Below are 19,659 nucleotides of genomic sequence, written 5' to 3' on the forward strand. Positions count from 1 at the left end.
CCGCGATCGCCTCAGCATTTGGCACTTGGCATTTAGCCGGCAAAATCTCGGCGTGGCCAAATGCTAAGAGCTAATTGCTAACTGCTGCAAAACGCGGTCCGCAGAAACGACAGCATGTGCCAGCCGTCCATATATTTGTATGGAGTCTCGCCGGTCGTGTAATGCCCGCAAGGCAACACCGCAACTTTGTGATCGAGTCCGTGCTGCTCGAAAGCTTCCACCGTTTGCCGCGAGAGTTCCGGCAAGAATGTCAGATCGTACTTCGCATAAACGATAAGCGACTTGCGGGGCCAGCGCGCGAATTGCTTGAAGTACGACATGGGGCTGACGGCGAGCCACGCCTGCCGCAGTCGATCGAGATCGATCGACTGTTCGATCCCCTGCCGGATGTGGCGGGTCGACTGCCCATGCCATACCACATCGGCAACATAAGTTGACGCGTGATTGAACGTGGCCACGCGAATGCGCGGATCGTGCGCGGCGGCGATGAAGGCATAGCACGAACCCAGGCTCGTGCCCACGATCCCAAGCTGGCTGTAGCCGTGGTCTTCGAGCCAGTCGAGGCAGCTGCGAATATCGGTCACGCCCTGGCGCACCGCGTCGAGCGTGCGGCCGATATTGGCGGAGACGGCATAATCGGCGCGGCTGATTTCGGCGGGCATGCGAATGTCGTGATAGGGCATGGTCAACCGCAGCACGGCGATGCCCAGCATATTCATCACGTGACACAGACTGTTGTATGCGACCGCGTCGGCATTCCAGTGCGGCAGCAGGACAATCGCGCGGCGTCCCCGCGCCGGGAACCATCGTGCATTGACCAGATTGTTCTCGGGATACGGAGTTTTGACCGGCGAGGTGAATCGCAGGAATTCTCCGAACGTTCCTTTGACCTTGGCTTCCAGTTTTGGATCGGGGACTTCGCGCGTAGAAAAAACCTGAACCTGGCGCTTTTCCAGACGGAAGTCAGTGGGCGGGGTGTAGGAATAAAATTCGTCGCTGGCCGCCACAATGCGGCGGTTGTAATCCAGGATGTACTTCTCAGGATCATCCAGCGCCAACCTCGGCGGCTGTCCCGGACGATATCCGTTGCGGCAAGGCCAGTCCCGCGTCCACTCCACGCCCCACTCTAGCGGACGCACCACGCGGTTGTTGTCCACCGACGTGAGGCGGTGCTCCCAGTCATACATCCACTGTGCGTAACGCGAGGGCATGGTTAACTTTCTAGTGTAGCAAGCGGGAAAGCCATATCTTAGGCGGCTCATTCAATGGTCGCAATCAGCAGTTGGCGCTTGGCATTTGGCCGCTGAGTGGAAGACGGGTCGGGCGTCGGGCTTCGGGCGACAGGCCTCAGCCGTACGAAATCGCCGATCTGGCAGAAGAGTGAAGACGAAGGTCTGAAGTCTGACGCCGGTTCTTCTTAGCTGGCGTATCTTCTCGGTACCCGCTTCGAAATATTGCAGAGGATTTCGTAGGGAGTGCTGTTTGCCAGCTCAGCGTGCTCCAGTGCGTCAATGCTGAGGCCCTCGGCCGAGCCGAGCAGGATTACCTCGTCTCCCACCGCAATGCCCGGGATGCCGGTCACATCCACCAGCGTCAGGTCCATCGAGATGCGTCCTACGATCGGCGCGTAGTGTTCGCGAACAATCACGCGGCCGCGATTCGAAAGCTGGCGGTTGTATCCGTCGGCGTAGCCGACTGGCAGCACGGCAACGCGTGCCGGCGCCTTGGTCACATAAGTTGCGCCGTAGCCCAGCGGCTGATTCGCGCCGAAATCGCGCAGCGACAGGATGCGCGTCTTCCAGGTCAGGACCGGTTTCACCGGCAGACGCAACGTGCCCCCGCTCACTTCGCGTCCCGCGCGCTGAAAGGGCAGGAAATAACCGTAAAGCGCGACTCCGGGGCGCACCATGTTGTGCATATTCGGATATGACCAGGTTTCGCGGCGCGAAATTACCGCGGCCGTATTCGCCATGTGGACGAAGGCCGGCTCCAGCCCAGCGTCGTGCAGCATGCTCCGCGCCGCGTCGAAGCTGCGTTCCTGTTCGGCGACCGAGGGTGCGTCCATGATTTCGGAAGATGCCAGATGAGTAGACAGCCCTTCGAGCACCAGATGCTTTGCTGCTTTCAGTGCAGTTAGCACAGCGGGAAGTTGCTCGACCGCGACGCCGAGACGTCCCATGCCAGTATCGACTTTCAAGTGGAGCGGATGCTGCGCTACGCCCAGCGCGGCGGCTGCGTTGTCCAAAGACTCGATATGCCAGGGCTCCCACACCGTAGGAGTGAGATGCAAACGAATAATTTCGCTCTCTTCGCCACGCCAGAAGCCGGTCATTAAAAGAATGTTGGCGCGAACTCCCGCCTCGCGCAGGGGAATGGCCTCGTCGAGCGAAGTCACGCCCAGCCAGCGCGCGCCTTCGGATTCGAGCGCGCGGGAACACTCGACCGCTCCATGGCCGTAAGCGTCAGCTTTCACGACCGCGCATATCGTCACGTTCGCTCCCACGTGCTGCTGCACCGTGCGGAAGTTTTGCCGCAACGTGTTCAGCGAAACTTCCGCCCAGGTTGGGCGCGTCGCCACGCGGCTCAGGGTTTCTGCTGTGGTCGCCACTTTCGCGATTATAGCGGCAGCAGACTCGGAGCTGAGGTTACGCTGGGGCTACTCCCCGGAGCGCTCTGCGCGCGCTATTTGTAACGCATCATGCCCCTCGCCCTCTCTCGCCGTGTGGCGGCGAGGACGCCGCCACAACCGCCCTGATCACTGTCGAAGGGACAGCCGCCCGGGATGGCAGCGCTACGCTCTTGACTGCCTAATTTCCTCCGAGGAAAAAATTAACCGTGACTTGCGTCTCCACTTCGATGGCCTGGTTATTCAGGATGTACGGGCGGTAGCGCCATTGGCTGACGGCGTCGATTGCCGCTGGCACCAGCATCGGATGGCCCGATACCACCCGCAGGTTCTCGATCGTTCCCCGCCTTGCCGATGACTGCCGCGAGAATCACCGATCCCTGGATGCGCGCGCTTTTCGCCAGCGGAGGATAGATTGGCTGCACGCGGCGAATCAGGCTGCCCTCCATCATGCTCGAAGTGCGGAAGGTGGGAACAACTCCTGTTGGCCGCACTGGGGCTACAACGTTGTTTCCGCCGAAATTTGGAATTGCGGGACCATTTCCCGCTCCTGGCGAAAGTCCGGGCCCGACCCCGACTCCGGGAGGCTCTGGCGAAGGTTCATCGTCTCCCCGTCCGATGACGATGGGCATCTGGGCTGGCGGCATCAATGGGTGCCAGAGGGCGGGTTGTGTCGTACTGCCAACATGTGGCCGCGGCGACGGCGACGGGTGCGGTGCTCCCGGAGATCCCATACTCACCGGAGTCGATACAACTCTGGCTACTGCCGGCAGTCCCACCGTCCTCCAAAGCGGCAGCAAGAGCAGGCAAACAATGGCCAGCACCTGTACTCCGAACGAAATTAGCGTGGTCCATTTGCGGTGAGTGCGCTGCGACCAGGATGTTTCCAGCATGCTATCGGCAAACATTTTTTCTTCAAATGCGTTCTCCTCGAATGCAGCTTCTTCAACCATAGTGTCCTCCAGCTCTGAACTCTGTTTGCTGTTATGGACACCGTGCATGCACGCGCCGGCGACTGCGCCACAAGTAAAAAGGCCGCGTTTTTACGCGGCCTTCTGGAACTTTATGGACACCGTATGTGTCGTTTTTCGCTTCTTGCTTAGACGAATTCTTACTTGGACGGCTCCGCGGGCTTGGGCGCCGCAGGTTTTGCAGCGCCGGTTCCAGTGCTGGCGCCAGCGCCGGACTTCGGAACCGCCGGCTTCGCAGCGCCGCCGGTCGGTGCCGCCACGCCCGACTGTGTGTTGTAGAGGTCCACCACCTGCCGGGTGATATCTACGCCCTCGCCGGCAAGCAGGACCGGGCCTTGTGGCCATTGTTTGGACGTATCGATGATCATGCCAAAGCCATTGTCCTGTGCATATTTCACAACCACGGGAGCGACCTTTTGCAGGATGCGCCCGAACAACTCCTGCTGTTGGTTGCCGAAGTCTTCCTGAGCATCCTGTACGGCACGATCGAAGAGCTTCTGTTTACTCTCAATCTGCTTTTTCAGATTGGCCTCTGCATCCTGGTTCAGCTTGCCTTCCTGCGTAGTCAGCTGCTTCTTCAGAGCGTCGAGCTCGTCGTTCTGGCCCTTCAACTCGGCTTGCTTGGGTTCGAATTTTTTTTGCAGGGTTTCCAGGTCGCGCCGTCCCTCGTTGCTCCCGAAGACCGCCCCTTCCACGTTGATGGCTCCGACCTTGGTGCCGACGATGGCCGGGGGAGTGGCTGGCCCAGAAGTAGCCGGACTGACTGGCGCGGCAGCCGGAGATGACGGGGTGGCGGCGCCGGTTTGGGCCAGGGCGGAAAATGTGAAGGTAACCGCAGCGGCCAGAAGAATTCGCACAAGGATGCTTTTCATTGGATCGGTTGAACTCCTTGGAACATGGTTCCGGGAAAGATTTTTTTCGAAATCGCGCTCAGATCGCTTCTTCAGTCAACGCTGGGCCGCATTGCTGGGCCGCTTTACGAGCTCTCCGCTGCCTTAGCGGGCGCCTTCAGAAATGGCGCTCTGGACTGCCAGCATCGCACGCCCAACCTGCGCGACATGTCGTACGCCCTCACGGCTCACTCCATGGCGTGGATCTTGAACATTATAGAGACCACGCTCCCGGCCCGTCAAACCTGACCTCAGACTTGCGTCCGAGATTCTTTGCGTCCTTTGCGGCATTTCTTCGCGTGCTTTCGCGGTTATGAATTTTTCCTGGCTACCGGCAAAATTCAACAACTTTACCGCAAACAACGCTAAAACATTCCGCAAAGACGCGAAGAACCTAGAACGTGGTCGCCACCGTAAACCGGAACGTCTTGCGCGGTTCGCGCAACAGGAAACTCGGAGCGTACGTATTCACCGCCAGATGATACGTATAGTCGCCGGCCGCGCCCGCCGGGAACATGCCACGCGTAATCGGAATCGGCGGATTCGCATTATCGTCCAGACGAAGAGGATTGTAGGCCCAGTAGATGCGGAACGGCGCGTTCACTACGGGCAGGAACATTTGCAATTCCAGTCCCGTCGACATACGGGGTTTCCAATTCGTCTGGCTCAAGACTTGCAGGTTTTGTGCTGGCTTCGGATTCAGAATGTTTCCACCCGTGCAGTTGAAGCCGGTATCGAGCGTCGGGCATCCGAACGGCGTACCAATCACCAGGTCGTACTGCGCGGTTGCGATTTGCAATTGCGAGGGCCGTACGATCGCGTCGATGCCCGTATCGACGAACGGAGCGATTGCAACCGGGCCGGCAATCGTAATGCGGTATTCCAGGTTCGACCACATACTAAGATCGCCGCCCGGGAACACGATTTGGTCGACCGGAATCGGTATGGTCCAATTGCCCTGGCGCGGGTTGGCGGGATTCTTGGGAACCGGAGTGCCATCCGGATTCGTAAGAGTAATGACGTTCGAACTTGGCAGAAATGCGACGGGCGAGATCGACCGGATATCGAACCCGCGGAGGTCGTTTTCGCCGCCCATAAACGAGCGCTGGAACGGTGGCGCTACGAGTCCACCGTAGCCGCTGATATACGAACCGTTCGCGGTGAAACCAATCGTATTCCGCCGGTTCTGAACCGGAATGAATTGCTTGTATTGCACGATGGGTTGAACCGATCGCACGGTGCCGCCCAATCCTGCGATTTGCGCCCCCAATGTCATCTGGCGTCCGCTGTGGGGAGAAATTCCGCTGTCCAGGTGATTGAACGAGAAATTGGGAAAAATCTTGCTCGTGATAATTCCATTTACCGCATTCGGTCCCGAAATGCCGCGGAAGGCGATGTAGTCAAACAACGTCTTGGACGCGGTGCTGAGAGCAATCAAACTGGAGCGGTCCAGCGAATAGGTCATGCCGACGCGCTTGAACGAGCGGTGCAACTGATAACTCACCGAAGTAGTAAAGCCGACGCTCGACTGAGAATAGTTCTGCAAGTTCTGCAGTTGGGCGGCGGGCAGATTCAAAGTCTGTCCGCTGAAAATGGAAAGCTGCCGGGCCTGGTTGTAGCTGATCTTATTGCCAAAAACGGAGAACCCGAACTGTATCGGACGGTCGAACATGTAAGGCTGGGTAAAGCCAAAATTCACGCTGCGCGCCAGGTTTCCGAGACTGATCTGCATCGACAAGGTTTCGCCGCGGCCCAGGAAGTTATTGGTGGCGTAGTTCAGACCGATGAAAGCTCCCTCTAGCCCACTCACGCCGCCGTTCAGTCCAATGCTGTTCTTGCCCTTCTCTTTGACTTTCAGAGTCAGGTCAACCTGTCCATTCTTCTCGTCCAGTTTCTTCTCGGTCACATTCGGATCGTCTGGTTTGAGCTGGTCGAAATAGGAAAGCTGATTCAGTCGCAGCAGGCTCAGTTCCCACAGGCGGGAGTCATACACTCCGCCTTCTTCGAGAGCCAGTTCGCGGCGGATCACTTTGTCGCGAGTGGTCGTGTTGCCAACGAATTCGATGCGGCGTACGTAGAACTGCTTGCCCTCGTCGATGTCGATCTCGAGATAGGCCAGTTTCTTGTCATCGTCGAAGGTGGTCGAGGGAACGCCGGTGTAGTTGATATAGCCGTACTGCCCGTAGGCCTTGCGCAGAGCTTCCAGGCCTTTTGCGATTTTGTCGCGGCTGAAAATGTCTCCATCTTTCAAGGGGAACAGCGAGCGCAGGGCGGCCGTGTTGGAAATCGCCTTGTTGTTCTTGAAGGTTATCTTGCCCAGGCGATACTTGTCGCCTTCCTCGATCGGCATCGTAATATTCACGGACTTGCCCGGGCCCGCCTGCAACAGAGGAATATGCACACCTCTGTGTCCGGTGTCGTGGATTTCGGTCTTCGGGTCGCCAACGTTCGCTTTGAAGTAGCCCCGGTTCTGATATTCCGCCCGCACCCGCTCGGTATCTTCCTCCAGTTTCGTAGCGTCGTAGGTCTTGGCGAACAGGTTCTCCAGGAAGATGGAATGGGGGACCCCGACCGGTTTCAGGTTCTTCATTGCTGCGCGCAGCACGCGCGATTTAATGGCTTTATTGCCTTCGAATGTGATTTTGCCGACTTTAACTTTGGGGCCTTCCTTGATCACAAACGTAATGCCGACCGCAGCAGGGGGAATCTGCCGTACTTCGGTGCGGATGGTCGCAAACTGCCGCCCGTGTTCGGAAAGCAAGCCCTTGATGGAGACTTCCGCTTTCTTGACGCGCGTTGGGTCATATTGGCTTTCTACCACCAGGCCGACCTTGTCCTGCTTAAATCGGTCAAGGACGTCGCTGGTCGATACCGAACTGAGGCCCGTATAGTTAATTTCGCGGATCGTCGGCTTTTCCTTCACCTGGAAAGTCACCCGCCAACCCTTCGGGGTCTGTTCCCGCACGATCTTGAGATCTTCGAAGTAGCCCGTGTTCCACAACGAGTTGAAGTCGCGTTCCAGAGCGGACACGTCATAGACATCCCCAGGCTTGGTGAAGATACGGGCGCGAATGGTCTCGGCAGGGATGCGCCGGTTTCCGCTGACATTGATCTCCGAAATCACGTCGCTCTGCGCCCAGGCCGGGGTCGCGGTCACCAGCAATAATGTGATTAAGGCCCAACAAGATGAGCGCGCATACCGCCCCAGTCCCAACCACGACCTCTGCGATGAAAGCCGTCGCAATGAAAGCATGCGGAATGAAGAAGATGGCCCAGACGCGTCCCCGGGAAAGCGGGGTCGCGTAGACACAACAAGGTTCTCCGAATGAAAGCGAAAAGGAATCGCTACGACCTCAGCCTCTGGGATGTGAGAAAACTGTCATTATACGGCAGTGCAAGGGAAAGCGTCCAAGTCGCAACTCTTTCTGAAGTGGTTCTGCAATAGCCTCAATCACAAAGGTCACGAAGAAACATGAAGTAAAATTTCTTACTGATCACGCTCGCGATACTTCGTGATTCAGGGCCTTTCTTCCTTCTGACCTGTTGCTTCATTGGGATGGCTTGGATAACTCTACATCAACCAAGACGGAATAAAACGTGGCCGAGTTGCCCATGTCGGTAAGTTTTTCTGAGGTGAGGGCATTAATACTCTGGAAGCCAGGGGTCATTTTGGCCCAATTGAGGGTGGCGGACACGACTCCGGGTTGGACCTTGCCATCGACTTTCGCCTTCAATACGATGTCGCCACGGTCGTTGAAGACCCGGACCTCGTCGCCATCGGCAATGCCGCGGGCGCCGGCATCCGCCGAACTGATCTCGAGAAGACCCGGCTCTTCCATTTCCTGAACCGACGGCACATTGGTGAACGTGGAATTGAGAAAGTTATCGGCCTTCCGCGCCAGTAGCTCCAGTGGGAGGGTATGATCCTTTTTCCCATGCCGCGACTCAGTAGGAGGAATAAAGTCGGCGACTGGATCAAGCCCCAAAGCCTTCACCGCCTCGCTGTAAAGCTCCGCCTTCCCCGAGGCAGTTCTAAAATTTCCGTAAGCAAAGGGAAGAAAAGCTTCTGCTTGTGCTGGCAAAGCGGCAGCTTGCCCTGAGCGAATTCGAAGCGGCTGCCCAACGGAGCGAAGCTCCTCGCCGGAAGCCTGCCGAGTGGCGGAAGCCCCGAATCCCAACCGCACCGGGCCCTGTTCCAACCGCTTGCGGCTCATCCCCTCCATCAACGGATTCTTCGACTCCAGAGCTGAGTCGATCATCTCGTCGACGCTCTCTTGAAAGCACTCCTCTTCAAATCCCATCCGCTCCGCCAGCCCGCGGAACAGTTCCACATTTGATCGGCACTCGCCCAGCGGCTCGATGGCCTGATTCGAGACTTGCAGGTAATAATGCCCGTAGCCCTTTTGCAAATCTTTGTGCTCGAAGAATGTGGTCGCTGGCAGCACGACATCGGCATAGTCGGTGGTGTCGGTTAGAAATTGCTCGTGCACCACGGTAAACAGATCCGGCCGCAACAGCCCGCGGACCACTTCATTATGCTCCGGACAAACCGCCGCTGGATTGCAGTTGTAAACAAACAAGGCCTTCACCGGCGGATCATTCCCTGTGTTGAGCACGCGTCCCAACTTGACCATATTGACGGTTCGCGCTTCCCGCCCCAGCGCAGTGTGCATCAGATCGGGACGCTTTAATCCTTCAGTGTTCAGATCCACCGCTCCGCTCACAGACATCTGCAACCCGCCGCCGATTTCTTTCCATGATCCAGTGATGCAGGGCAGCATGCAGATTGCCCGCGTCGCCATACCGCCGCCTTCCGAGCGCTGCACGCCATAGTTCAGGCGAATTACCGAAGGTCTTACTGCGGCATACTCCCGCGCCAGCCTGCGAATATCGTCAGCCGCGATCCCCGTCCATTGCTCGACACGCTCCGGTGAATACTCCTTCACCTTCTCCTGCAATTGCTCGAAGCCCAGCGTGTATTTAGAAACATAATCGGCGTCGTGCAGATTTTCGCCGATGATGACGTGCATCATGCCCAGCGCCAGCGCCGCGTCCGTTCCCGGATTGATGGGCAAATACCAGTCGGCGCACTCTGCGGTCCGTGTGCGATAGGGATCGATCACCACAAGCTTTGCGCCATTGCGCCGCGCCTCGGCGATGAACGGCCACAAATGAACGTTATTGCCGTGGATGTTCGACGCCCACGCAATGATGTATTTGGAATGCCGAAACTGCTCCGGCTCAGTGCCAAGCTTCACGCCGTAAACAGATTTCAGCCCCGCTTCGCCGGCCGCCGAACAGATCGTCCGATCAAGCTGCGAAGCGCCGAGCCGGTGAAAAAATCGCCGGTCCATGGAAGCGCTATTGAGCGCTCCCAAAGTACCGCCATAGGAATAGGGCAGGATCGCCTCACTGCCGAACTCGCGAGTAATCGCGCGAAAGCGCAAGGCGATCTCATCGAGGGCCTCGTCCCACGAAATCCGCTCCCAGGCGTGTGTCGCACTTGCCTGTGTGGGGACAGCCGCCCTCGGCTGTCCATGCGGAGCGAAGCTCCGCTGCCCCGCCGCCGGCCCCTTAGCCGCGATCCGTCGCATCGGATACATCACCCGATCCGGCGAATACACCCGATCCAGATATTTCGCCACCTTCGCGCACAAAAACCCGCGCGTCACAGGATGTTCCGGGTCCCCCTGAATCCGCGTCGCCCGCCCATCCTGCACGGTAATCAGCACCCCGCAAGCATCCGGGCAATCGTGTGGACACGCGGCATGAATTACCTGCTTCATCCTTACGATTATAGAGTGCTTGTCTCGGTGCTGCGAACAAAACAAAAAGGCATCCGAAAAACGAATGCCTTCCCTGAATGTCCAGCTAAGAATGCAGGGCCAACGACCGACGACTAACGACCGACGACTTACTTTAGTTCCAACACTTCATTTTCTTTGCCCTTGCTCATCTCTTCCATCTTCTTAATCTCGCCGTCGGTCAGCTTCTGAATTTCTTCGAGCGAGCGCTTCTCATCGTCTTCGGTAATCTTCTTGTCTTTCAGGGCCTTTTTGATCGCGTCGTTGCCGTCGCGCCGAATGTTGCGAACCGCCGTCCGGTGCTCTTCGAGTATCCGATGCAGATGCTTCACCATATCCTGGCGGCGCTCCTGCGTGAGCGGCGGTACCGGGATGCGGATGAGTTTGCCGTCGTTCATGGGATTCAATCCCATCTCACCAGACCGGATCGCCTTTTCAATCGCGCCCAGTTGTGAAGTGTCAAATGGCTGCACCGTAATCAACTGCGCCTCAGGCGCGTGCACCTGCGCGACCTGATTCAGCGGCATTTGCGAACCATAGTAGTCGACACTCACGTTATCGAGCATGTGCACGTTCGCGCGCCCGGTGCGTACCCCGGCCATGGCCTTGCGAAAATCTTCTACGGCCTTATCCATGCGCGTTTTTAGTTGCGCATACGTTTCTTTCAGTCCGGCAATCTGGGCCATCATCGCCATAGGGTAGGCCTCCGTGTTACGCGGTCAAAACGTGGAATTATAAACCCGTCAAAAATAACCTGCCACGGATTTTGCACGGATGAACACGGATCAAGATCGCGATTTATCCGTGTGCATCCGTGCAAATCCGTGGCTAAACTTGCGCGCTGACCATGGACCCGATCTTCTCGCCGAGCACTACGCGGCGGATATTTCCGTGGTGGTTCAGGTTGAAAACGATGATCGGCAGGTTATTGTCCTTGCAGAGGCTGATGGCCGTCGAGTCCATTACTTTCAGGCCCAGCTTGAGAACATCCATGTAGGAGATGTGGTTGAATTTCTTGGCACCATCGACCTTCAGCGGGTCGGCGTCGTAAATGCCATCCACGCGCGTGGCCTTGAGAATGGCGTCGGCCTTGATCTCCATGGCGCGCAGCGAGGCTGCGGTGTCGGTCGAAAAATATGGATTGCCCGTGCCGCCAGCAAAAATCACGACGCGGCCTTTTTCCAGATGCCGAATCGCACGCCGCCGGATGAACGGCTCCGCCACCTGCTTCATTTCGATCGCCGATTGTACCCGCGTGTAAACGTCCTGCTTCTCCAACGCATCCTGTAATGCCAGTGCATTGATCACGGTGGCCAGCATGCCCATGTGGTCGGCTGAGACGCGGTCCATGTCCTTGGCCTGCTGCGCCACGCCGCGGAAAAAATTTCCTCCGCCGACGACAATCGCGAGCTGCACGCCCAGCTTGTGAACGTCCGCCAGTTCCGCCGCGACTTCGTGGATGCGTGCCGTATCGACGCCAAAGCCCTGATTGGCCGCGAGCGCCTCACCGGAAATCTTGAGCAGGATTCGTTTGAAGGCAGGGGTAGGAGTCGTCATGAGATATCAGTCTAGCAGCGAAGTTAGTAACGCCGGCGTCCCGCCGGCTGTTGCGGGGGCGTCTCGCCCACGCACCGGAGAGTCAGGAAAATGCAAACAGAAAAAAAGGGCGCCGGAAGGGCGCCCTGACCTATTCAGCCTTAGGTTCTGTAGCCTTCGTAACGGCAACGGTTTCGCCCGCATCACCTACTTTAAAGCGCGCGAAGCGCCGCACGGCGATGTTCTCGCCCAGCTTACCCACCTTGGCAGCGATTAGCTGCGAGATCGAGATGGTCTGGTCTTTGATGAAGGGCTGCTCGAGCAGGCACACTTCCTCGTAGAACTTTTCCATCTTGCCGGTAACCATCTTCTCGGCGATGTTGGCCGGCTTGCCGCTGGCAAGGGCCTGGGCCAGAAAGATTTCTTTTTCTCGCGCGAAATCCGCCGCCGTAACGTCCTCTTTGCGGACATACTTCGGATCGCTGGCCGCGATGTGCATCGCGATGTCGTGCACCAGCTCCTTGAAGTCATCAGTGCGCGCCACGAAGTCGCTCTCGCAATTCACTTCGACGAGCACGCCGATCTTGCCCCCGGCGTGAATGTACTGCGCCACCGATCCTTCGCTGGTCACGCGTGTCGCCTTCTTGGCCGCGACCGAAACGCCTTTTTTGCGCAGAATCACGACCGCCTGCTCCATATCGCCCTTGGCTTCCGTCAAGGCTTGCTTGCAATCCATCATGGGAGCGCCGGTTTTTTCCCGGAGATCTTTCACTTGTCCCGCCGAAATGTTGGGACGCCCGCTGTCATTTGGTTCGGGACTGGCAATGGTAGACATAATCTAAATGATTCCTTTTCACCACTTCGTTCTTTGACCCTATAAACTGAAACCCGCGCCGGGCGATCTATGAAGAACGACCCGCGCGGGTCTGATTTCAAAATGCCCGAATTTCTGTATCGGCAAAGCCACGACCAACGACTGACGACCAACGGCCGAGGACCAACGACCGCTCTTAAACCGTCTGGCTCTCCACCTTCGGCAACTCTGCTTCTTCCGTTGCCACCGGCTTCTTGTGCGTTCCCGGACCCAGCACTTCTTCCATGCTGATGTCTTCGCCCGCTTCGTCGGCCATTCCCAGCGTGACTTCTTCGGCCGGTGCGGCGTCGGCTGCAACCTGCGCCGCGTCGGCGGCAGCCTGCATGTCGGCGACCTGTTTGTCGGTCATCAATTGCGCGCCTTCGGCAATCGATTCCGAAATCTTCGACGTAAACAGCCGGATCGCCCGCAGCGCATCGTCGTTGCCCGGAATCACATAATCCACTTCGCTGGGATCGCAATTGGTGTCGACCACGGCGACCACCGGAATGCCCAGCTTGCGCGCCTCTCTGACAGCGATTTGTTCCTTATTCGAGTCGATTACGAAGATCGCGTCGGGCAGGCGGCTCATATTCTTGATGCCGGCCAGGTTGGCCTGCAAATGCTTGCGCTCGCGTTCGAGCTTGATGACTTCTTTCTTGGGCAGCAACTCGTAGCGGCCATCCGTGGCCATCTCGTCGAGTTCTTTCAGCCGCTTCACCGATTTCTGCACCGTGACCCAGTTGGTGAGCAGTCCTCCCAGCCAGCGCTGGTTGATGTAGAACATGCCGCACTTCTGCGCTTCTTCGGCAATCGCGTCCTGCGCCTGGCGCTTGGTGCCGACGAACAGTACGATCCGGCCGTCATTGGCCAGATCCTGCACGAACTTGGACGCCTCTTTGAACATCTTCAGCGTCTTCTGCAGATCGATGATGTAGATCCCGTTGCGCTCTCCGAAGATGAATTCCTTCATCTTGGGATTCCAGCGCTTGGTCTGATGCCCGAAGTGAACGCCCGCTTCGAGCAACTCCTTCATGGTGATAGTAGCCAATGAACCTCCTCTTTAGTCTGCATCGGAAGTTCTAGAGTTCAAGCTTCAATGTTTCAAGGTTGCGAAGTTTCAAAGTGCTTATCTTTGAAACTTTGAAACCTTGAAACGTCGAAACTTGCTCTTCCCTCCGATTGCCATTCCCGTCCCCGCGCCGCGAGGCACGAGAAGAATTGAACACCTAAAACAAACTGTCAGCTATCAGCCGTCAGCTCTCAGCTAAACCCAAACCAAACCAACCCAAACAAAAGGTCATTCCGAGCGGAGGCGCTTTTCAGCCTGAGCGAGGAATCTCAATCTCCTCGGTCCCGGCCCACGGTGACGCAGCTACCGTTTCGAGAACTGGAAACGTTTGCGAGCGCCCTTCTGGCCGTACTTCTTGCGTTCTTTGCCGCGCGAATCGCGGCTAACGAAGCCCTCGCCTTTCAGCTTCTTGCGCAGTTCCGCATTGAACTGCATCAGGGCGCGCGCAATGCCCAACTTCACCGCGTCGGCCTGGCCGCGCACCCCGCCGCCCAATACGCTGGCGATGATGTTGAACGAAGCGCCCGTCTCCGACGAAGCCAGTGGCGCTTTCGCCGCCGAACGCTGCGCCGGGGTCACGAAATACTCTTCAAAAGCGCGACCGTTGACCTTGAAATCGCCGTTGCCCGGACGCAAATAAACCCGGGCAATCGCCGTCTTGCGGCGTCCCGTTCCGTAGTATTGAACCAGTTCTGCCATTTTAGCTTCTAGCTCCTAGCTCTTAGCTTCTAGCTTGAATCGCCCGAAGCGAGCTGTGATTTCTTCTCGAAACTCCCTAACCTCTTGTCATCCTGAGCGCAGCCGCTTTTCAGGCGGAGCGAACGATCTCCCGCTTATCTGCTCTCTTACGAAACTGCCACTTTGCGTGGCTTATCCACCCTCACTTCCAACTTCAAATCCACCGGCTTCTGCGCCTGATGCGGATGCTTATCGCCTTTGTACACCTGCAACTTCGATAGCATGTGCGCCGCCAGTTTGTTCTTCGGCAGCATGCGCCGTACCGCATCTTCAATAATCGCTTCCGGCTTGCGAATCAAGCGCTTGCTGTATTCTTCGGTCCGAATACCGCCGGGATATCCCGTGTAATGGTGATATTTCTTCTGCTCGGCCTTCACGCCGGTGGTTTTGATCTTCTCTGCGTTGATCACAATCACGTGATCGCCGGTATCGAGAAACGGCGTATACTGCGGGTTTTCTTTACCCATGAGGACGCGCGCAACCTGCGAAGCCAGGCGCCCGAGCGTCTGCCCGTCCGCATCCACGACATACCACTTGCGCACAATTTCCCCCTCTTTGGGGAAATACGTAGACATAAAATCTCCCAAGATTGAATAAGACTGCGAAAGAAGACCGCTCGTTGATTCCCTAGCGAGGACGCCAGTGCATCAGGCGGGCAACCACACGACTACCAAGTCTTTAATCTACCGAAATCTGCGAGGAATTGTCAACGTAGAGTTAACAACGACAGGGTTTCTGACCATAAGAGAACGGCTGATCATTGCCTGCGTTGCACCGCCGCCCGCGTTGCACCGCTGCCTGCGTTGCACCCCCGACGGAAATCTACTCGAGACGGCCAGCACTGGCAATGGTCCCCACGCTGGTGGTAATTTTTAATAGGAGGTTCGACATGAAACAACTCCCCCGGTTTCTAACACTGTCTATAGCAGTATTCATCGTCCTTTCCCTGCCCGCCTTCGCGCAGCACGGTAGCCGCGGAGGCGGTGGTCACGCGGTCGGCGGCGGATACATTCCGCCACATGGTCCGCCGGCAATGCACGGCGCACCCGCCCGACCTGCTCCCCAGACTTTTCGCGACCGCGAAGGCCACCCCGATGCACCGCACGTGCACCACAATGGCGAATGGGTCGGCCATGATGTCGCACGCCCTGGTGTGGACTTCCACCTCGATCATCCCTGGGAGCATGGCCGCTTTACCGGCGGCTTCGGTCGGGGCCACGTATGGCGACTCGGCGGAGGCGGTCCCGGCCGCTTCTGGTTCGGCGGCTTCTATTTCAGTGTCGCGCCTTTCGACGTCGGATATTGCGGCGACTGGCTCTGGGACAGCGATCAGATCGTCATCTACGACGATCCCGACCACGACGGCTGGTATCTCGCCTACAACGTGAGGCTAGGAACCTACGTTCACGTGCAATATCTGGGTGGACAATAACCGCCCTTACATAAACCTTTGTCATCCTGAGCGGCGTTCTTTGCCGCGAGGGATCTATGCATTTGGCTCGGTCAAACAAAATGCATAGATCCTTCGGCGCCACAGAACGCCCGCCTCAGGATGACAAAGCAGAAATAGAATTATTATTCGTACGCCAGCGCGTCGATCGGATCTCTCTGCGCCGCCTTCAGCGCCGGATACAATGCTCCCGCCAGCGCCCCCAGAGCCGCAATCAGTGCTGCCCGCAACGCCCACTGGTTGCTCCAGAACAGGCGCAGCACCGGCCTTTCCATCATGATCACGCGCCGCGTCACCAGGCTGATGATGATCCCAGCGATGATTCCTACTACGGCCAGCAGCATCGTCTCGCGCAGCACCACATTGACGATATAAAGCTTCGAGGCGCCAATGGATTTCAGAATTCCAATCTCGCGCGTGCGCTCCATCACCGCCGTATACATCGATTGAAAGATCACCAGAAAGCCGACCACGACCGCCACCCCGATCACGATATTGATGGCGATATCAAATCCCGGAAGATTATCCGGCGTCATCATCGAAAGATATTCCTGCATCGAGCGCACTGAATATTTCTCCATGCCCGGCGTCTCCGCAATGGCTTTGGTTACCAGGCCGGCATTGGCCGGATTATCCAGCTTGAGGTAAAACGCGGATGCGTGCCCTTCAGCCGCCACCAACTCTCCCATAGTGGCAATTGGCAGAAATTTACGGGCGCCGATGCCGTGTGGAACAATGCCGCAAATTCGGAAGTCGTGGTTGAGGACCTCAACTGTATCCCCGACCTTCTTGTGGTTTTGATCGGCATAGTAATCGTCCACAATCACGTCGTTTGCCGTTTGAAACGGCCCTCCCGCGAGAAAATGGAACCTGGGATACAGCAGCTTTTCGTAGCTCTCAAGATCGATGCCATAAACGATCTCGAGCGGCTTTTGACTGAACCACCAGATCACTGGTGCAACCACGGTCACGTGCGGAACCCGGCGCAGCACATCTCCCACCTTCACCGAAATCGGCGCTCCGGACATACCGATCAACGCCGACGACCCGGGCGGATTCACCGTCAAATCCCAGCCGATGCCCTCCTGGCTCTCCTTCGACCCATTGAGCAATCCATAGAAAAGGGCGACAACCAGCAGAATCATGGTGACTTCGAGAGCAATGGCGCTGGTCGCGATCAGCGACCGCGCCGGCCGGTGCACCAGGTTGGCGACCACCATTTTGTTCATCATATTTTACTCATCACGGGGAAGCACTCAGCACTCAGGCGTTGAAGCTCAAGATTGCCGCGGAAATAACCAGCAGGCCCAAGGCGCTGAATGCCGAATGCTAATTCTGCTGCTTCACACTCGCCGGTATCACCAGACTCGACTGCGGACGGTCCAGATGCACGACTATCGCTCCCGGCGGCTGTTCCAGCGTGAACTGTTCATCGGTGAGCGGCTGGTTAATTTCCACCTTCAGCATGTTCAGCGTAATGTCATATTCTTCCTGCGGCCGGTAGATCTCAATGCGAGAAGGGAAGCTTACGCCGTCGAAATCCTTGTACTCGGCGTAGCGCGCGTCGGTTGCCACCGTCCCGTCTTCGCTATAAATGTATTGCCGATGCGGCTTCAGATCGGTGCGCCCGAAGACGATCTTGCGCCCCAGTTTCCATCCGCTCCCGGCCTTCTGAATCACGGTCAACTCGTAATCGTCCTGAAGAATTCGCCGTCCCTTGGCATCGTGCAGAGTTTCGTAGCCGTTCTCGAGCACGGCAATCTCGGAATTCGCGTCGATGCGCCGGATCAGCAGCGCTTCATAAATATTCTGCGGACGAATATTTTCCATCGGCTGATCGGTATTGGGTGTGGGAACGTCGTTCTTGCCGATCACGAAGCGGTTCTTGGGCGGAATCCACAGCTTGAAATCCTGCCCGTCGCTCACCATGTCAAAGGCCTTGGTGCGCACCACGGGCATCAGCCCGATCATATGGAGTGTATCCGGCTTGCGCGCCAGCACATAGCCGCGGATTTCCTTGTAGTCGGTGACGTGGCCTTTCTTGAGTCCGCCCACCGACGTATCGATGTCAACCGTCGCCTTCAGCGAGTGGATCGTTTCCGCCTGTTGATTGATGCTGTCGATCAATCCCTGCTGCGTCGACTGCTTCAGCGGTGCTTTCGAGTAGTTATCTTCGACCGGGCGCGTGCGAAACACGCAGCCACTCGTGGAGAGAGCTGCAAGAAACAGGATTACGAGCCAAAAAGCCGAATCACGTCTCATCAAGATAAAAGAATGCCTCTTAACCATTTGAGTATACAGGGCTGGAAAGGGTTCAAAGACCGGCTGCGACAGTTTTCAGAGTGTCCTGTGAAATTATCTACTCTTCGGACACCCCCATTTTTCCGTTTCCGCTTGTTTCTTGCAGCGTTCTGTTCTTCCAGTCATTGTTCTTCCAGCGTTCTTCCAGAGCGAATCCTAAAGTGAATCAAGTACTAATGAAGTTCCTTGTCTAGTGCTTACTTCTAGTGCTTACTAAAGACAGACGCACTGTCGTCAGGTCATGGGCCAGCCGAGCATCATCTAAACTAGGCGAAGTTATCAGCACCATTTTATGATCGCCGTTATATGAAAAAGATCCTCTGGCTCATCTTGGTTGCCATCTTTGGGGCTACCGGTTGGTTCGCCTGGGCCGTCCTGACGCCCGTCGACCCATCTCTGGACAAATCTGCCGGCCAGACGTTCGTGCTGCTGCATCCGGGATATTCCATACGCCGCATCGCCGCTGAATTGAAGAGGACAGGCGTCATCCGCAGCGAAGAGGCCTTCGTGCTGTGGCACTACCTGCACCACGGAAGGTCCCTGAAGGCTGGCGAATATCTTTTCGACAAGCCGGCCAACATCATCGAAATCCAGAAACGGCTGCGACGGGGCGATGTTTACTTCCACACTGTAGTTGTGCCTGAAGGCTTCAACATGTTCGATATTGCCCGCGCGATTGAGGCCGCCGGTCTGGGGCCTGCCGAGGACTTTGTGAAGGTCGCGCAAAACGAAACGGGGCTTATCTCCGGCATTGCTCCTGGGGCGCGCTCGCTCGAAGGCTATCTCTTTCCGGACACATATCAATTCACTCGCATGATGACGATGCGGGATATGGCTGCATCAATGGTGTGTCAGTTCCATATCGTGGCGCAGCAAATCGGGCTGATTCAAGCTCCGGGTGGAGATGCCAATAGCAAACAGATCTGCGACTCGATTCGCGCGCTCCATGAACCGAATGACCCGAAGATCACGCCAGGCGATACCTTTGCCGTGGAGCGCACGGTGATCATGGCGTCCATCGTCGAAAAAGAAACCGCCGTACCCGAAGAGCGCCCGCTTGTTGCCAGTGTCTATTACAACCGTCTGGCCAAAAACATCGCCCTCGACGCCGACCCCAGCATCATCTACGCCGAGCTTCTGGCCGGAACTTACCAGGGCGCGCTGCACCACGCCGACATGCAGTTCGTATCTGCTTACAATACCTACAGGCATCCCGGCCTGCCGCCCGGACCGATCGGCAATCCCGGACGGATCGCCCTCGAAGCCGCCATGCATCCCGCGCAAAGCGACTATTACTACTTCGTCGCCGACGCCCAGGGTCACCACCGCTTCGCGAGCTCGATGGAAGAACACAATAAGAATGTAGCGGCCTACCGGAAAGCGATGCGGGGGAAGTAGCAGGCGTCAGGCGCCGGGCA

Annotated in this window: 16 protein-coding genes; 2 read left to right on the forward strand and 14 right to left on the reverse strand. The window is 57.2% G+C overall.

What is annotated here, in order from left to right; genetic code table 11:
* Positions 1-77: 77 nt before the first annotated feature.
* The 12 genes from VGM18_14745 to rplM form a co-directional block, all read right to left on the reverse strand.
* The gene (locus VGM18_14745; protein ID HEY3974260.1) at positions 78-1,211 is read right to left on the reverse strand and encodes an alpha/beta hydrolase family protein; all 1,134 of its coding nucleotides are present in this window, start codon (positions 1,209-1,211) and stop codon (positions 78-80) included.
* Positions 1,212-1,417: 206 nt separating this feature from the next.
* The gene (alr, locus tag VGM18_14750) at positions 1,418-2,608 is read right to left on the reverse strand and encodes an alanine racemase (protein ID HEY3974261.1); all 1,191 of its coding nucleotides are present in this window, start codon (positions 2,606-2,608) and stop codon (positions 1,418-1,420) included.
* 257 nt (positions 2,609-2,865) lie between these two features.
* The gene (locus VGM18_14755; protein HEY3974262.1) at positions 2,866-3,579 is read right to left on the reverse strand and encodes a hypothetical protein; all 714 of its coding nucleotides are present in this window, start codon (positions 3,577-3,579) and stop codon (positions 2,866-2,868) included.
* A gap of 158 nt (positions 3,580-3,737) precedes the next feature.
* The gene (locus VGM18_14760) at positions 3,738-4,469 is read right to left on the reverse strand and encodes an OmpH family outer membrane protein (protein ID HEY3974263.1); all 732 of its coding nucleotides are present in this window, start codon (positions 4,467-4,469) and stop codon (positions 3,738-3,740) included.
* A gap of 412 nt (positions 4,470-4,881) precedes the next feature.
* Entirely contained in the window at positions 4,882-7,644 is a 2,763-nt protein-coding gene (gene bamA / locus VGM18_14765) for an outer membrane protein assembly factor BamA (protein HEY3974264.1), read from the reverse strand.
* 391 nt (positions 7,645-8,035) lie between these two features.
* Positions 8,036-10,273 (reverse strand): molybdopterin-dependent oxidoreductase, encoded by a 2,238-nt coding sequence (locus VGM18_14770; protein ID HEY3974265.1) that lies wholly within the window; start codon positions 10,271-10,273, stop codon positions 8,036-8,038.
* Positions 10,274-10,401: 128 nt separating this feature from the next.
* Positions 10,402-10,986, reverse strand: a complete 585-nt coding sequence (gene frr / locus VGM18_14775; protein ID HEY3974266.1) for a ribosome recycling factor — start codon at positions 10,984-10,986, stop codon at positions 10,402-10,404.
* A gap of 133 nt (positions 10,987-11,119) precedes the next feature.
* On the reverse strand, positions 11,120-11,848 hold the full coding sequence (pyrH, locus tag VGM18_14780) for a UMP kinase (protein ID HEY3974267.1): 729 nt from the start codon (positions 11,846-11,848) through the stop codon (positions 11,120-11,122).
* A 130-nt stretch (positions 11,849-11,978) separates the two neighbouring features.
* The gene (tsf, locus tag VGM18_14785) at positions 11,979-12,662 is read right to left on the reverse strand and encodes a translation elongation factor Ts (protein HEY3974268.1); all 684 of its coding nucleotides are present in this window, start codon (positions 12,660-12,662) and stop codon (positions 11,979-11,981) included.
* A gap of 175 nt (positions 12,663-12,837) precedes the next feature.
* Positions 12,838-13,731, reverse strand: a complete 894-nt coding sequence (rpsB, locus tag VGM18_14790; protein ID HEY3974269.1) for a 30S ribosomal protein S2 — start codon at positions 13,729-13,731, stop codon at positions 12,838-12,840.
* 324 nt (positions 13,732-14,055) lie between these two features.
* Positions 14,056-14,451: a 30S ribosomal protein S9 gene (rpsI, locus tag VGM18_14795; GenBank protein ID HEY3974270.1), complete on the reverse strand. Its 396-nt coding sequence runs from the start codon at positions 14,449-14,451 to the stop codon at positions 14,056-14,058.
* A gap of 146 nt (positions 14,452-14,597) precedes the next feature.
* Positions 14,598-15,065 (reverse strand): 50S ribosomal protein L13, encoded by a 468-nt coding sequence (rplM, locus tag VGM18_14800; GenBank protein HEY3974271.1) that lies wholly within the window; start codon positions 15,063-15,065, stop codon positions 14,598-14,600.
* Positions 15,066-15,379: 314 nt separating this feature from the next.
* On the opposite strand from rplM, the gene VGM18_14805 reads away from it, so the two are divergent.
* Positions 15,380-15,922 carry a hypothetical protein gene (locus tag VGM18_14805; GenBank protein HEY3974272.1) on the forward strand — a complete coding sequence of 181 codons (543 nt, stop codon included), beginning with the start codon at positions 15,380-15,382 and terminating at the stop codon, positions 15,920-15,922.
* Positions 15,923-16,065: 143 nt separating this feature from the next.
* Here VGM18_14805 and VGM18_14810 read toward each other — a convergent pair whose 3' ends face one another.
* Both VGM18_14810 and VGM18_14815 read right to left on the reverse strand, forming a co-directional pair.
* Positions 16,066-17,172 carry an ABC transporter permease gene (locus tag VGM18_14810; GenBank protein HEY3974273.1) on the reverse strand — a complete coding sequence of 369 codons (1,107 nt, stop codon included), beginning with the start codon at positions 17,170-17,172 and terminating at the stop codon, positions 16,066-16,068.
* Between the two features lie 97 nt (positions 17,173-17,269).
* The gene (locus tag VGM18_14815; GenBank protein ID HEY3974274.1) at positions 17,270-18,136 is read right to left on the reverse strand and encodes a DUF4292 domain-containing protein; all 867 of its coding nucleotides are present in this window, start codon (positions 18,134-18,136) and stop codon (positions 17,270-17,272) included.
* Between the two features lie 411 nt (positions 18,137-18,547).
* Here VGM18_14815 and mltG point away from each other — a divergent pair, with 411 nt between their 5' ends.
* Positions 18,548-19,639 carry an endolytic transglycosylase MltG gene (mltG, locus tag VGM18_14820; protein HEY3974275.1) on the forward strand — a complete coding sequence of 364 codons (1,092 nt, stop codon included), beginning with the start codon at positions 18,548-18,550 and terminating at the stop codon, positions 19,637-19,639.
* Positions 19,640-19,659: the final 20 nt, after the last annotated feature.

The organism is Candidatus Sulfotelmatobacter sp. (assembly GCA_036500765.1).
Lineage (GTDB): Bacteria > Acidobacteriota > Terriglobia > Terriglobales > Acidobacteriaceae > Sulfotelmatobacter.

What these genes read in the sequence shown, in the direction of transcription:
- VGM18_14745 (HEY3974260.1), bottom strand. Translation starts at nt 1,211, where the DNA reads ATGCCCTCGCGTTACGCACAGTGGATGTATGACTGGGAGCACCGCCTC.
- VGM18_14755 (HEY3974262.1), bottom strand. Translation starts at nt 3,579, where the DNA reads ATGGTTGAAGAAGCTGCATTCGAGGAGAACGCATTTGAAGAAAAAATG.
- VGM18_14760 (HEY3974263.1), bottom strand. Translation starts at nt 4,469, where the DNA reads ATGAAAAGCATCCTTGTGCGAATTCTTCTGGCCGCTGCGGTTACCTTC.
- VGM18_14770 (HEY3974265.1), bottom strand. Translation starts at nt 10,273, where the DNA reads ATGAAGCAGGTAATTCATGCCGCGTGTCCACACGATTGCCCGGATGCT.
- frr (HEY3974266.1), bottom strand. Translation starts at nt 10,986, where the DNA reads ATGGCGATGATGGCCCAGATTGCCGGACTGAAAGAAACGTATGCGCAA.
- pyrH (HEY3974267.1), bottom strand. Translation starts at nt 11,848, where the DNA reads ATGACGACTCCTACCCCTGCCTTCAAACGAATCCTGCTCAAGATTTCC.
- tsf (HEY3974268.1), bottom strand. Translation starts at nt 12,662, where the DNA reads ATGTCTACCATTGCCAGTCCCGAACCAAATGACAGCGGGCGTCCCAAC.
- rpsI (HEY3974270.1), bottom strand. Translation starts at nt 14,451, where the DNA reads ATGGCAGAACTGGTTCAATACTACGGAACGGGACGCCGCAAGACGGCG.
- rplM (HEY3974271.1), bottom strand. Translation starts at nt 15,065, where the DNA reads ATGTCTACGTATTTCCCCAAAGAGGGGGAAATTGTGCGCAAGTGGTAT.
- VGM18_14805 (HEY3974272.1), top strand. Translation starts at nt 15,380, where the DNA reads ATGAAACAACTCCCCCGGTTTCTAACACTGTCTATAGCAGTATTCATC.
- VGM18_14810 (HEY3974273.1), bottom strand. Translation starts at nt 17,172, where the DNA reads ATGATGAACAAAATGGTGGTCGCCAACCTGGTGCACCGGCCGGCGCGG.
- mltG (HEY3974275.1), top strand. Translation starts at nt 18,548, where the DNA reads ATGAAAAAGATCCTCTGGCTCATCTTGGTTGCCATCTTTGGGGCTACC.